Annotated in this window: 13 protein-coding genes; 8 read left to right on the top strand and 5 right to left on the bottom strand. The window is 55.9% G+C overall.

All coding sequences use genetic code 11. From position 1 onward, the window contains the following. Positions 1-21: 21 nt before the first annotated feature. Positions 22-801 carry a succinate dehydrogenase iron-sulfur subunit gene (locus C8N45_RS09425; RefSeq protein ID WP_108385981.1) on the top strand — a complete coding sequence of 260 codons (780 nt, stop codon included), beginning with the start codon at positions 22-24 and terminating at the stop codon, positions 799-801. 45 nt (positions 802-846) lie between these two features. On the opposite strand, the gene C8N45_RS09420 is transcribed toward C8N45_RS09425, so the two are convergent. After that, the gene (locus tag C8N45_RS09420) at positions 847-1,440 is read right to left on the bottom strand and encodes a hypothetical protein (RefSeq protein WP_108385980.1); all 594 of its coding nucleotides are present in this window, start codon (positions 1,438-1,440) and stop codon (positions 847-849) included. Positions 1,441-1,616: 176 nt separating this feature from the next. Here C8N45_RS09420 and C8N45_RS09415 point away from each other — a divergent pair, with 176 nt between their 5' ends. Continuing rightward, complete coding sequence (locus tag C8N45_RS09415) at positions 1,617-2,462, top strand: urea carboxylase-associated family protein (RefSeq protein WP_108385979.1); 846 nt, start codon at positions 1,617-1,619, stop codon at positions 2,460-2,462. 4 nt (positions 2,463-2,466) lie between these two features. Here C8N45_RS09415 and C8N45_RS09410 read toward each other — a convergent pair whose 3' ends face one another. The 4 genes from C8N45_RS09410 to C8N45_RS09395 all read right to left on the bottom strand — a co-directional run bounded on the left by C8N45_RS09410 (position 2,467) and on the right by C8N45_RS09395 (position 6,683). Continuing rightward, positions 2,467-3,453, bottom strand: coding sequence for an aldo/keto reductase (locus C8N45_RS09410; protein WP_108385978.1), 987 nt, complete (start codon positions 3,451-3,453; stop codon positions 2,467-2,469). Continuing rightward, entirely contained in the window at positions 3,450-4,154 is a 705-nt protein-coding gene (gene deoD, locus C8N45_RS09405; RefSeq protein ID WP_108385977.1) for a purine-nucleoside phosphorylase, read from the bottom strand. The genes C8N45_RS09410 and deoD overlap by 4 nt, the downstream gene beginning before the upstream one ends. 106 nt (positions 4,155-4,260) lie before the next feature. Further along, positions 4,261-4,605 carry an H-NS histone family protein gene (locus C8N45_RS09400; RefSeq protein ID WP_108385976.1) on the bottom strand — a complete coding sequence of 115 codons (345 nt, stop codon included), beginning with the start codon at positions 4,603-4,605 and terminating at the stop codon, positions 4,261-4,263. Positions 4,606-4,715: 110 nt separating this feature from the next. Continuing rightward, positions 4,716-6,683, bottom strand: a complete 1,968-nt coding sequence (locus tag C8N45_RS09395; protein WP_108385975.1) for an ethylmalonyl-CoA mutase — start codon at positions 6,681-6,683, stop codon at positions 4,716-4,718. 136 nt (positions 6,684-6,819) lie between these two features. Here C8N45_RS09395 and C8N45_RS09390 point away from each other — a divergent pair, with 136 nt between their 5' ends. From C8N45_RS09390 to C8N45_RS09365, 6 genes are all read left to right on the top strand, one after another. Next, entirely contained in the window at positions 6,820-8,217 is a 1,398-nt protein-coding gene (locus C8N45_RS09390; protein WP_108385974.1) for a 1-acyl-sn-glycerol-3-phosphate acyltransferase, read from the top strand. Between the two features lie 114 nt (positions 8,218-8,331). Then, complete coding sequence (gene ccrA, locus C8N45_RS09385) at positions 8,332-9,624, top strand: crotonyl-CoA carboxylase/reductase (protein WP_108386082.1); 1,293 nt, start codon at positions 8,332-8,334, stop codon at positions 9,622-9,624. A gap of 189 nt (positions 9,625-9,813) precedes the next feature. Next, positions 9,814-10,029 (top strand): hypothetical protein, encoded by a 216-nt coding sequence (locus tag C8N45_RS23425; RefSeq protein ID WP_108385973.1) that lies wholly within the window; start codon positions 9,814-9,816, stop codon positions 10,027-10,029. Beyond that, the gene (locus C8N45_RS09375; RefSeq protein ID WP_108385972.1) at positions 9,977-10,768 is read left to right on the top strand and encodes a helix-turn-helix transcriptional regulator; all 792 of its coding nucleotides are present in this window, start codon (positions 9,977-9,979) and stop codon (positions 10,766-10,768) included. Before C8N45_RS23425 ends, C8N45_RS09375 begins: the two co-directional genes overlap by 53 nt. A 105-nt stretch (positions 10,769-10,873) precedes the next feature. After that, a complete protein-coding gene (locus C8N45_RS09370; protein WP_108385971.1) occupies positions 10,874-11,509 on the top strand; it encodes an acyl-homoserine-lactone synthase in 636 nt (211 codons plus the stop codon). A 40-nt stretch (positions 11,510-11,549) separates the two neighbouring features. Continuing rightward, a complete protein-coding gene (locus tag C8N45_RS09365) occupies positions 11,550-13,076 on the top strand; it encodes an ATP-dependent DNA helicase (RefSeq protein WP_108385970.1) in 1,527 nt (508 codons plus the stop codon). Positions 13,077-13,085: the final 9 nt, after the last annotated feature.

Below are 13,085 nucleotides of genomic sequence, written 5' to 3'. Positions count from 1 at the left end.
TCTGACGGAAGGAATGATAGAATGGTACAACTGACACTTCCAAAGAACTCGCGCATGACGACGGGCAAGACCTGGCCAAAGCCGGAAGGGGCCACTAATCTGCGCAAGGTCCAGATCTACCGCTGGAACCCGGATGACGACAAGAACCCCGCACTGGATACCTATTTCGTTGATATGGATAACTGCGGCCCGATGGTTCTGGATGCGCTGATCAAGATCAAGAACGAAATTGACCCGACCCTGACCTTCCGCCGGTCCTGTCGCGAGGGGATTTGCGGGTCTTGTGCAATGAATATCGACGGGATCAATACGCTGGCCTGCATCTATGGAATGGATGAAATCAAGGGCGACGTGAAAATCTATCCGTTACCCCATATGCCGGTGATCAAGGATTTGATTCCCGATCTGACGCATTTCTATGCCCAGCATGCGTCAATCATGCCGTGGCTTGAGACCAAGACAAACCGCCCTGCCAAAGAGTGGAAGCAATCAATCGAAGATCGCAAAAAGCTGGATGGTCTCTATGAATGTGTGATGTGCGCATCCTGCTCGACTTCGTGCCCATCTTATTGGTGGAACGGCGACCGCTATCTTGGGCCAGCAGCCCTGTTGCACGCCTATCGCTGGATCATCGATAGCCGGGATGAGGCAACAGGCGAGCGTCTGGACGAATTGGAAGATCCGTTCAAACTGTATCGCTGTCATACTATCATGAACTGCGCCAAGACGTGCCCGAAGGGTCTGAACCCGGCAAAGGCGATTGCCCATATCAAAAAGATGATGGTCGAACGCGTTATCTGATCGAAAGGGCCCGGTGCTGCATTTGCATTATCGGGCCTTCCGCATTTAGTCCGTCCGTGCGGTCGCGTAGAAACCACCGGCATAAATGTCGTCTTCATCATTGCCGTGGAACGCGCCGACCGCTTTGTTTGCGCCGATGACACCGGTTAACTTACCCTCAACACCGTCATATTCAACATTCCCGGATAAGGCATTGCCTGAAATACGGCCATCAATCGACAAGCGGTCGGCTGATCCGCGCAACGTGCCATCATCGAAGTTCCCATTTAGCGAAATTGGGCCCGCGACCGGTACTGAGATGCCGACAACGTTGCCATCATCCAGAAAAAAGCCACCGACGGAGACCAACTGGTAGTTGCCCTCAAACCTGATAGTGCCCGATGTCGGCGCTTCAGTTGCGACGGTGCCGGGAATAACCCCGGCTACGGCGGCTATGCCATCGCCGTCGCTACCCGCTTTGAATGCATACCCTTGCCCGAACGAGTCCGTGAAGCCGCCTGTTGCGCCGCCTGGTGACAGAATTGCTCCGTTTGCTTCGGGAGTGACGAACCGCGAGGTTGTGTTGTCATCAATGATTTGATCTGTGCAGGCACTTGCGAAGACAAGACAGGCGGCTGACAGGCATTTCAGTTTGTTCATTTTCGAACACTCCTAAGAATCAAAACAATTTGAGCTGAATACGGACAAACAGTCTTTGTTTGTCAGAAAAAAGGCCGACCTGCGGAAGACGGACCAGTGTTGCTGACCTGCGGAATTGACGCCGATCATGGTGAAATTGGATTGCCACTGCAGTGCATATGCAGCGATAAGAAAGCATGACTGATCAAACTCTGCCAATTGACGCAGATGACAGACGCGCTGTGCCGCCTGTCATCTGCTATCCAACCGACCATTTGCCGCAGCCCGACATGGTGCTTTACAACCAAGCCCGTCAAAACCTGACAAAGGTTGACGCGGTTTCGGTGCCGCCGCGTGAAGCGGCCAGCATCGTCGTGCCCGCAGGCCATTTCATGCGGATCGTCAGTATCGAGGGGCCGCAGGTCGGGGATTTGAACCTATTTCACCAGCATAACCTGAACGAACGCTTCTATTCGGGCAAAACGCGGGCCTTGCATGGCACCCATGTCAGCAAAGGTGACCAGCTTTGGTCGTCTTTTCCTGCAATGCGTCCGATGGCCACCGTAACCCATGACACGCTGGGCTGGTACGGGATCGATGCGTTTGGTGGCAGTGTCCATGATGTGATTGGCACCCGTTGCGATCCCTACACAGGGCGCCTGCTGTCGGGGCAAAACTACCATCATTGCTGTCATTCCAACCTGACCCGCGCCTTGGCTGATCACACAGGGTTGCCCCTGACTGAGGCCGAAGCCTACGTGCATGACGTTTTGAATGTCTTCATGTGCACTGGTTTCACCCGCGATACAGGCCAGTATTTCATGAAGGCGAGTCCGGTCAGACCCGGTGACTATATCGAGTTTCTGGCCGAAATTGACCTGCTGGCAGTGCTTAGCGCCTGCCCCGGTGGAGATTGTAGCGCAGAACATTCAAGCGACACCGCCGCCTGCTATCCGTTGTTGATAGAAGTTTATGCCCCTGATGATTTGCCCGGATGGACCCCGGCCCGCATCAATTCATATGATCGCAGTCACGGGCGATAATGCTCTAGCAGTAGGCTTCGGGGGTGCGCGCCTGGCTGTCGGCGTAACGATCCCCCCAAGCCCAACCGACGGGCAGAATAGTTTCAATCTGCGCAACAAGAGCCGGCGTCATATCGATCTTGTCTGCGTCCGCCCAGTCCGACATGTGGTGGGCGGTCCGCGTGCCGGGAATCGGAATGATGTGATCCCCTTGTGCAAGCAGCCATGCCAGCGCCAGTGCCGGGGGCGTCGTTCCAATCTTTGCCGCCAGTTCGCCAAATTCTTCGGCGCGACATTTGTTCCGCGGCCAGAGATCGGGTTGAAAACGCGGCATGACAGCCCGAAAAGGCCCAAAGTCGGGATCGCTCGGGTCGATGATCGTCCGCCCGAACACGCCCCGTGCCAGTGGCGAGAACGCCACGAATGCGACACCAAGTTGCGCGCATTCCGCTATCAGTCCAAGCTCGGGCTGACGCGTCCACAATGAATACTCGTTCTGCACGGCGCGCACGGGCGTTTGTGCATGGGCCAGCCGCAGCGTTGTTGGTGACACTTCGGACAAGCCCCAGCCGCCTATTTTCCCTTTTTCAACCATCCGGCCCATAAAACCGGCCACATCGGCAATCGGGACGGCTTGTTCGCGTCGGTGGATATAAAACAGGTCGACGTGATCGACACCAAGGCGGGCAAGAGAACCATCAAGCTCGACCTCAAGATAGGCTGGGTCATTGTTGACAGGGTGATCGAGGTCGCGCTGGATGCCTGCCTTTGTCGCAATGCTGGGATGGTGGCCGCGATCTGCCATCCACTGCCCGACAATCTGTTCCGACGTGTGCGGCCCATATACATTGGCCGTATCAAAATGGGTCAGTCCCATGTCCCATGCCATATCCATGGCGGCGTAACTAGTTGCCTGATCGGTCGCACCGGACGCTGTTGCACCAAATGACATGCACCCTAGGCCAAGTGCCCCTACCATTGGCCCGTCGGCCCCGAGTTTGCGCTGTTTCATGCAAAGGCCGCCTGCAATGCGATTTCGACCATATCACCAAAGGATTTCTCGCGATCCTCCGATGGCAAGGCTTCGTGGGTGATCAGATGGTCGCTGACGGTCAGCACCGCCAAAGCGCGGCGACCATAGCGCGCGGCAAGGTTGTATAATTCGGCGGCCTCCATTTCGACGCCAAGGATGCCATGGCGCTGCATCTGTTCGTTCAGATCGGGCCGTTCATCATAAAAGACATCGGATGAATAAATGCCTCCGACATGCGTTGGCACGCCTTTGTCGCGGGCTGCTTTTTCGGCGGCCGCCAGCAAGCCGTAATCAGCACAAGGGGCGAAATTAAGTTCCTTGAACATACCAAGCGACGGTGTGGACAGGGACGATGCCGTCATTGCCAGAATGACGTCGCGGATGTTGACCCGTTCTTGCATCCCCCCGCAGGACCCGATGCGGATAAGCGTTTGCGCGTCATAATCCTTGATCAATTCGTTGGCGTAGATAGAAAGCGAAGGCATCCCCATGCCGGATCCGTGGATCGTGACCGGGTGCCCGTTCCATGTGCCTGTAAAGCCAAGCATGCCGCGCACTTCATTGATGCATCGTGCGTCTTGCAGAAATGTCTCGGCGGCCCATTTCGCGCGGTAGGGATCACCGGGCATAAGAACCGTGGGTGCAATATCACCCGTGGCGGCGCCAATATGAACTGTCATGGTCGTATCCTCTTTTCATTTGCGGCCATCTTATGCCGCGAAAGATGAAAAGAGGAACAGAGTTTTACGCCAATGCCGCGACAGGCGACACAGCCGTCTTGGTCGCTTATTTGATTTCCATCTGCTCGGGCGTATTGCCCGCGGCAATGGCTGCTTTGTACCACTCAGGCTGGCGGCCTTTGCCTGTCCATGTCTGATCAGGGTTTTCGGGGTTTTTAAAGCGTGGCGCAGAGGGCTTTTTGGGGCCGGTCTTGGATTTGCGTGTTTTCTTTTCAGCAGGCGCATCACCTGTGATTTCAGCAAGTGAAAAACCGTGCGCTGCGGCTGCCTTTTCGGCAGCGGCAAGTGCGGCTTTCATTTCTTTCGCCGCCACACGATCGAGCGCTTTTTCAACGTCCGCCTTAAGTTTTTCCAACTCTTTGCGGGTCATTGATTTGAGGTCTGGTTTCATTTTGATCTCCGATTAAGAACGAAATGTGCATAACAAACAGGTAGTTGCAAAGCAGCACCTAATCGAAATCTACTACACAAAAGGACATATAAATGGAAGTCTATCTGCGTTTACTCGGCGGCTAATTGGGTGGGATCAACCAAAGTGACAATATCGCGCATGATCTTGTTCAGCTCAAAATCCTTGGGGGTATAGACCTTTGCAACGCCCATTTCGCGCAGCGCGATTGCATCTTCGTCTGGGATAATTCCCCCCGCAATCACGGGGATATGGCCAAGACCAGCGGCATTCAATTTGGCAATAACATCGCGGACAAGTGGAATATGCGACCCCGACAGAATAGAAAGACCAATGACGTGCGCATCATCATTTTGGGCCGCAGCCACAATTTCGTCCGGCGTCAGGCGAATGCCTTCATAGGAAATATCCATGCCGCAGTCACGGGCGCGCGCGGCAATTTGTTCGGCCCCGTTTGAATGACCGTCCAATCCGGGTTTGCCGACCAGAAATTTCAACCTGCGCCCCAGTGCCGCGCTGACCATATCCACCTGTTCGCGCAAATCATCCAGCCCTTCCGTCCGGTTGGACGGGTTTCTGCTGACACCGGTGGGCGCACGGTATTGACCAAAGACCGCGCGGATCACGTCAGACCATTCGCCAGTCGTCACACCCGCCTGCGCGCAGGCTATGGAAGGGGGCATGATGTTGCTGCCGTCGATCGCGGCCTGCCGCAGGTCTGCCAATGCGGCGTTGACGGCATCGCGATTGCGCGCTTCCTTCCAAGCATCAAGCCGGGAGAGTTGATCGGCCTCGGCCTTTGGGTCTGACACCATGATTGCGTCGTCGCCTGCCGTCAGCGGTGAGGGCTCGCCCGCTTGCCATTTATTCACGCCCACAACTGTCGTTTCGCCACGCTCAATCCCGCCAATGCGGGCTGCATTACTTTCGACGAGCCGTGATTTCATATAGGAAATTGCGCCAACGGCCCCGCCCATTTCGTCAATTTGGGCCAATTCGGCGCGGGCGCCTTGCTTGAGTTCATTCACCTTGCGATCAATTGCCGGATTGCCGTCGAAAAGATCGTCAAACTCCAAAAGGTCGGTTTCATAGGCCAAGATTTGCTGCATCCGCAGCGACCATTGCTGGTCCCAAGGGCGTGGCAGGCCAAGCGCTTCGTTCCAGGCTGGCAATTGCACCGCGCGGGCGCGAGCGTTTTTGGACAGTGTGACAGCCAGCGTTTCCAGCAGAATGCGATAGACGTTATTTTCCGGCTGCTGTTCGGTGAGACCCAGCGAATTAACCTGTACGCCATAGCGGAAACGACGGTATTTGGCATCTTCGACGCCGTAGCGTGTGGCACAGATTTCATCCCATAACTCAACAAAGGCGCGCATTTTGCACAGCTCGGTGACAAAGCGAATACCGGCATTTACGAAAAACGAAATGCGCCCGACCATCGCGGGGAAATGTTCTGCGGGGACTTTTCCTTTAAGATCATCCAACACGGCGGTTGCCGTGGCCAATGCAAATGCGAGCTCTTCTTGTGGCGTCGCACCCGCTTCCTGCAAGTGATAGGAACAGACGTTCATAGGATTCCATTTCGGCAAGTGCGCGCGGGTATAGGCGGCCACATCCGTAATCATCCGCAGCGATGGTTCTGGCGGGCAAATATAGGTGCCCCGCGAAAGATATTCTTTGATAATGTCGTTCTGCACAGTGCCTTGCAGGGCACTGACATCAGCGCCCTGTTCCTGTGCCACCGCAATATAAAGCGACAGAAGCCAAGGGGCGGTCGCATTGATCGTCATGGATGTGTTCATCTGATCCAGCGGAATGTCCTTGAATAGCGCACGCATGTCGCCCAGATGGCTGACCGGTACGCCGACCTTGCCCACTTCGCCCTTGGCCAGAACGTGGTCACTGTCATAGCCGGTCTGCGTGGGAAGATCGAAGGCGACAGACAATCCCGTCTGTCCTTTGGCCAGGTTGCCACGGTAAAGCGCGTTTGACGCCGCAGCCGTCGAATGGCCAGCATATGTCCGGAACAGCCAAGGGCGGTCTTTTTGTGTTTCTGACATGCGGGCTCTCCTGAATCACTGGGCGCAACTTAATTGCGCGTTGATGCAGGTATAGGAAATTTTCTGCCACTGTCAATTCGCTGCGTTGCGGCATGACGGGATTTACCCCGGCGACAAACCCTGTCAGGTTAATCCGATGACGCAAACTGTTTCTATGCCGCTCTGGATATTTGTTCTGATTGTTCTTTTCGCGGCAGTCACCTTTGCGTCGCATTTCCTGTTCCCATCCGTCCGCTGGTTCTTTCGCAAACGGGCCGAGCGTGTGATCGCCCGTCTGAACGAACGCCTGCAACGCCCGATCGAGCCGTTCAAACTCGCGCGCCGCTACGATATGATCCAGCGTCTGATCTATGATCCTGACGTCACGCAGGCGATTGTCGATCACGCGCGCCAGTACAACATCCCTGAAAACGTGGCTTTTGAACAAGCCCGGAGGTACGCCCGCGAAATCGTCCCCTCTTTTTCAGCGACCGCCTATTTCAGCATCGGGATCAGGCTGGCGCGGTGGCTGTCCACATCTCTTTATAAGGTGAAGTTGGGTAATTTTGACCGCGAAACACTCGCGCATCTTGATGCGGACTCCACGGTTGTCTTTGTCATCAATCACCGCAGCAATATGGATTATGTGCTTGTAACCTATTTGGCGGCAAATGCGGGGGCATTGTCCTACGCTGTGGGGGAATGGGCACGGGTCTGGCCGTTGTCATTTCTGATCCGTGCGATGGGTGCCTATTTCATCCGGCGCAAATCGCGCGGGGCGCTTTATCGAAAAGTGCTGGCCCGCTACGTGCAAATGGCGACGCGCGGCGGGGTCAGTCAGGCTGTTTTCCCCGAAGGCGGGCTTAGTCTGGACGGCAAGATCGCATCGCCGAAATTGGGGATAATCAGTTATATGATCGAAGATTTTGATCCCGCACGGCGGGATTTGATCTTTGTGCCGGTTGCGCTGAACTATGACCGTGTGCTGGAAGACACTTACCTGATTGCTGCTGACAAATCAGGGAAACGGCGGTTTCGTCCGCCGCTGAAGAAAATCCTCAAACGGTTGGCCCGCCATCTTTGGCTGCGTGCAACCCGCAAGTTCGACGGGTTTGGCGCTGCATCGGTAAGTTTTGGTGAACCATTGGCGCTGTCCGAAATGCCCCGTGATCCGCAAATCGATTTGCCGCGCGCCGTGGCCGCAGAAGTCATGAGCCGGATTTCCGCGGTCGTGCCTGTTCTTGATGTCCCGCTTGTTGCGCGGCATGTGTTGCAGGGCATCACCGAAGTCGGCGCATTGGAAAGGGCGGTGGAACAATCACTTGTGCAACTGGGGCCAAAAACGCTCCCCGCGAAGCAGCCAGATTCCTCTGCAGTCGTCAAAGCCGCACTCGCACAGTTGGAAGACCGCGGTATCCTGTCGGTCGATGCTGAAACGGGCACGATCCGCTCCGAAAAACAGGAAGTGCTGGCCTATTACGCCAACTCGATCATACATCATTTCGAAGGTGCAGAGGCCGTGCCGTCGGAAGCCAAGGATTTGGCGCGCAATTAAATTACAAAAATGACCTAAAAATGATTGCATAGTTACTCTTTGGTCTTGTATTCAGAGCAAGAGCGCCGATTCTGCGGTGCAGCAAACCGATGGACCTGACCGATGGAGACCAAGATGGCACTGGACCAATCCGCGCCGAACGCAACATATGATGCCCCGAAAAAGGATCTGTATGAGGTGGCGGAAATGCCGCCGCTGGGGCATGTGCCCGCACAGATGTATGCTTGGACCATTCGCCGTGAACGGCACGGAGAGCCCGAGCAGGCGTTTCAGGTGGAAGTCGTTGATTGCCCCAAGCCCGACAGCCACGAGGTTCTTGTTCTCGTGATGGCGGCGGGCGTGAACTACAACGGCGTCTGGGCCGGTTTGGGCATTCCGATCAGCCCCTTTGATGTCCACAAGGCAGAATACCATATCGCCGGATCCGATGCGGCTGGTATCGTTTGGGCCGTGGGTGACAAGGTCAAGCGCTGGAAAGTCGGGGACGAAGTGGTGATCCACTGCAATCAGGATGACGGTGATGATGAACATTGCAACGGTGGCGATCCGATGTTTTCCGAGAGCCAGCGTATCTGGGGGTATGAAACACCGGACGGATCGTTTGCCCAGTTTACCTGCGTGCAATCACAGCAACTTATGCCGCGCCCGCAGCATCTGACCTGGGAAGAAAGCGCCTGCTACACGCTAACACTCGCCACAGCTTACCGGATGTTGTTTGGTCACGAGCCGCATGATCTGAAGCCTGGGCAGAATGTGCTGGTCTGGGGGGCGTCCGGCGGCCTTGGATCTTACGCGATTCAATTGATCAACACGGCGGGCGCAAATGCCATTGGTGTGATCAGTGACGAAAGCAAGCGCGATTTCGTGATGTCACTGGGCGCAAAGGGCGTCATTAACCGGAATGATTTTGCGTGTTGGGGCCAGCTGCCCACGGTGAACACGCCCGAATATAATGCATGGCTGAAAGAAGCCCGAAAGTTTGGCAAGGCGATCTGGGAAATTACCGGCAAAGGCGTCAATGTTGACATGGTCTTTGAACACCCGGGCGAGGCGACGTTTCCGGTGTCATCGCTGGTCTGTAAAAAGGGCGGCATGGTCGTGATTTGCGCGGGCACGACAGGGTTTAACTGCACATTTGACGTGCGTTACATGTGGATGCACCAAAAGCGCCTGCAGGGGAGCCATTTTGCCCACCTCAAGCAGGCGAGCGCGGCAAACCGTCTAATGATCGAACAGCGGCTTGACCCATGCATGTCAGAGTGCTTCGAGTGGGCACAGATACCGCAAGCCCATACGAAAATGCGCAAGAATGAACATAAGCCGGGGAACATGGCTGTCCTTGTCCAATCACCCCAAACCGGGTTGCGGACATTCGAGGACGCGCTCGAGGCCTCGCCCAAAGGTTGAGCCCGGAAATTGCAGCGTTTAAGGGCCCGACGCAGCTGTTGGGCCCTTTTATCGAGAATGCGCTTGTCCTTGGTAAAGCAGTCTACTCCCCATTTATGGGGGGACCGAAGATGCGAATAATAATCCTGTAACACCCATGCTACGATGACTTATTAACACTTCGTTAATGGTTATTAAGGAAAATAGTGCATGGGACAAGAGTGGATTATCGACGTACTTGCAGATTTGAAAACCTTCGCAAAGCAAAACGAGCTTCCTTTGCTCGCGGCGCAACTGGAAGAAACTGCGCTGGTTGCTTCGGTAGAGATTGCCGCAAAAGTTGACGACACGTCCCCGGTAGCACAAGGGGATTATGCTGGAACTCGATCAATTCTTACAAGCACTGGAAGCGGCAGACGCGCTTGAACAGATACAGGGTCTCATTGTTGCACTGCGCGACAGCTATGAGATCGATCATGTTGTCTATCACTGGATCAGTGCAGATGGTGAGCCTTACGGCTTTGGGACTTTCAGCGCGGCGTGGGCCAAACGCTATACTGAAATGGACTATCTGCGGATTGATCCAGTCATCGTAGGTTGTTTTCGGCGATTTGACCCGGTTGACTGGCGCAGGCTCGATTGGTCATCAAAGGCAGCGCGCGCATTCAGCGCAGATGCAATTGCACATGGGATTGGCAATCAGGGTTTTTCCATTCCTATTCGTGGCCCCAACGGGCAATTGGCTGTCCTGACGGCATCGCACACGACTGACGACGACAGTTGGAGTGCATTTATGGAAACGCATCGCCGCGATTTCATCTTGATTGCGCACTACCTGAACAACAAGGCGCTGCAACTGGAAAAAGGACGGGCACCTGAACCGATCCGGACTTTGTCGCCCAGAGAGACGGATGCACTGACGTATCTGGGCATGGGGTACAGCCGAGGACAGGTGGCGGATTTGCTGAGTATCTCGGAACATACCTTGCGGGCCTATATCGAAAGTGCCCGGTTCAAACTGTCGGCGCTGAATACGACACACGCGGTTGCGCGCGCCATCACCGAGGGGCTGATCATCGTCGGGGGCTCTGCACGGGCGGCGCAGGGGCAATGGCCCGGCCGCGACGAAGAAGAATCAGATAAACCAAAATCAATTGCCAACTAGCAGATGTTAAAAAGCTCTTACCCGCTTGGAACGGCAGTCTTATCCCTCGTTAGGGATTGAAACCATAATCTGTACCCATCGCAAATTCAGCAAAGGGCAGCAGATATGCTTCGTTACATTTACGCAGACGACCTCGCACAGTATCCGGCACTTCAGGCTTCTATGCACCTTGACCGTGCAGTCCAGTTTTCCGCACGGCTCAAATGGGCCGTCAGCGTTGATGAAAACGGATGGGAGCGGGATGAGTATGACGACATGAACCCGCTTTATGTCATTTGGGAAAATGCCGATGGCAGCCACGGTGGGTCCATGCGGTTTTTGCCCACGACAGAACGCACCATGGTCAATGACCATTTCGCCGAACTGTTGAACGGGACCGATATTTGCAGCCCGTTCATCTGGGAATGCACCCGCTTTTGCTTGGGGCAGAAATCGAATCCGCGGGTTGCGGCAGCGATGATGCTGGCCGGTGGTGAGTTGATGCGCGCCTTTTCACTGACGCACCTGCTAGGTGTATTTGACCCCCGCATGGTGCGCATCTATTCGATGATCGGGGCGTCACCCGAGGTGCTGGGCAGCGCGGGCGAAGGGCGCGACAAAATCAGCGTTGGCCTGTGGGCTTTCAAGCCCGAAGACCGCACAAAGGTGTTGCGCCGCGCGGGCCTGTCATCGGAAATCTCGGAACATTGGTTCGACCGCTCTTTTGGGCGCACGGTCCAGCAGGTGGCGGTGGCTGCGTAATTGGCTGGCAGCGCCGTGACGGTCCGGATACTGTCACGGCATGAACATGCCTGCCATAACATTCTCTGATGATCAGGCCGAAGCCTGGGACAACGTCGCTCTTGCATTGCGTCAGTCGGGCATTGATCTGGACGACAGTCTGCTCACACCGCCCAAGTCTGACAGCACCTCGGTAATGGCGGTGATTGGCAAGGCGGGGTCTGGTAAGACCATGCTGCTTGCCCGGCTCTACAAGGCATTGGAAGAGGCGGGCGTCGACGTGATCTCGGGCGACTGGGAAGGGCGCAAACGTAAGGACAGACGCACGCTTGCCATTCTTGCCCCCACAAACAAGGCCGCCAGCGTGCTACGTAATCGCGGCGTGCCGGCCACGACGATCCACCGTATTCTTTACACACCGGTTTATGACCCCGAATATGAAAAGGTCGCTGAGTGGCTGGCAGGGCAGGGTGAACGCCCCGAAATTGAAGGGCTGACCGATATTTCGCTGGACCGCGCATTCGAATCCTACCGCGTCAACAAATCAGTACCTGCCGCCCTTGCCGCAGCCGGATTGCGTGGCAGCGATTTCATCACGGGCTGGAAACGGCGCGAAGAGCCGCTGGACATCGGGTTTGTCGATGAAAGTTCGATGCTGGATGAAAAGCAATTCGAAGATCTGAAAGAGATTTTTCCCACCTTGCTGCTGTTCGGCGATCCGGCACAATTGCCGCCGGTGCAGTCGTCTGGCGGGATGGTCTTTGAAACCCTTCCGCCAAAGCATGTTTTGGCCCTGAACCGGATTCACCGGCAGGACGCGGGCAATCCCATTCTTGATCTGGCTCACGCGCTCGCCGACCCGCAGGTTGATTTCTACGCCTTCGAGCGCATGGTCGAAGATGCCGCCAAGACCGATGAGCGGGTCGTCGTGGCCCAAAGGGTAGAGGCTGACCTGATGGCGCGCTCACCCTGTCTGGTCTGGCGCAATGCCACGCGCATACGTCTGATCCATGCGTTCCGCGCTGCATTTGGGGCGCCGCCAGATGAACTGCTGGCGGGCGAGCCGTTGATTTGCGATGGGATCGAACTGCCGGTGAAACACCGCAAAAAGCGTCTTGATCTTGAGGCGCGCGGCCTGATCAAAGGCGCGCAGGTGGTCTATCTGGGGCCGGGCAAACGGCCAGGATTTTCCAAACTGTTCGTCATGGGCGCCGAAGATCCGCAGGTCGGAGTCGCAAGCATCGTGAAAATCGAACAGGAAGGCGATACAGAGCCTTTCATTCCCTTTGCGGCCCGCATGGGGGCCACGTTCCTGCATGGGGCTGCCGTGACGATCCACAAGGCGCAGGGGTCGCAATGGGACACGGTGCAGGTCTTTGCGCCGGACATCTTTGCAGCTTCTCGCATGGGCCGGGTCGAGGCGGGGCAGCCACTTTGGAAACGGCTGACCTATGTTGCGATTACGCGTGCCGAAAACCAGTTGCGTTGGGTTGTGCGCAACAGGTTGGCCAAACCCCACGGGGCGTTACGGATCGATGATCTGGCTGCGGCGCCAACGGCGCTGGAACTCACCGCAGAGGACCAGTAATTCCGGAAA

This window comes from Yoonia sediminilitoris (assembly GCF_003058085.1).
Taxonomy (GTDB): domain Bacteria; phylum Pseudomonadota; class Alphaproteobacteria; order Rhodobacterales; family Rhodobacteraceae; genus Yoonia; species Yoonia sediminilitoris.
Note: the sequence above shows the minus strand (reverse complement) of the source record. Positions and strands in the feature narration are given on the sequence as shown.

Coding starts and splice junctions, on each gene's coding strand:
- C8N45_RS09425 (WP_108385981.1), top strand. CDS start 22: ATGGTACAACTGACACTTCCAAAGAACTCGCGCATGACGACGGGCAAG.
- C8N45_RS09375 (WP_108385972.1), top strand. CDS start 9,977: ATGCTGGAACTCGATCAATTCTTACAAGCACTGGAAGCGGCAGACGCG.
- C8N45_RS09365 (WP_108385970.1), top strand. CDS start 11,550: ATGAACATGCCTGCCATAACATTCTCTGATGATCAGGCCGAAGCCTGG.
- C8N45_RS09415 (WP_108385979.1), top strand. CDS start 1,617: ATGACTGATCAAACTCTGCCAATTGACGCAGATGACAGACGCGCTGTG.
- C8N45_RS09410 (WP_108385978.1), bottom strand. CDS start 3,453: ATGAAACAGCGCAAACTCGGGGCCGACGGGCCAATGGTAGGGGCACTT.
- C8N45_RS09420 (WP_108385980.1), bottom strand. CDS start 1,440: ATGAACAAACTGAAATGCCTGTCAGCCGCCTGTCTTGTCTTCGCAAGT.
- C8N45_RS09400 (WP_108385976.1), bottom strand. CDS start 4,605: ATGAAACCAGACCTCAAATCAATGACCCGCAAAGAGTTGGAAAAACTT.
- deoD (WP_108385977.1), bottom strand. CDS start 4,154: ATGACAGTTCATATTGGCGCCGCCACGGGTGATATTGCACCCACGGTT.
- C8N45_RS09390 (WP_108385974.1), top strand. CDS start 6,820: ATGACGCAAACTGTTTCTATGCCGCTCTGGATATTTGTTCTGATTGTT.
- ccrA (WP_108386082.1), top strand. CDS start 8,332: ATGGCACTGGACCAATCCGCGCCGAACGCAACATATGATGCCCCGAAA.
- C8N45_RS09395 (WP_108385975.1), bottom strand. CDS start 6,683: ATGTCAGAAACACAAAAAGACCGCCCTTGGCTGTTCCGGACATATGCT.
- C8N45_RS23425 (WP_108385973.1), top strand. CDS start 9,814: ATGGGACAAGAGTGGATTATCGACGTACTTGCAGATTTGAAAACCTTC.
- C8N45_RS09370 (WP_108385971.1), top strand. CDS start 10,874: ATGCTTCGTTACATTTACGCAGACGACCTCGCACAGTATCCGGCACTT.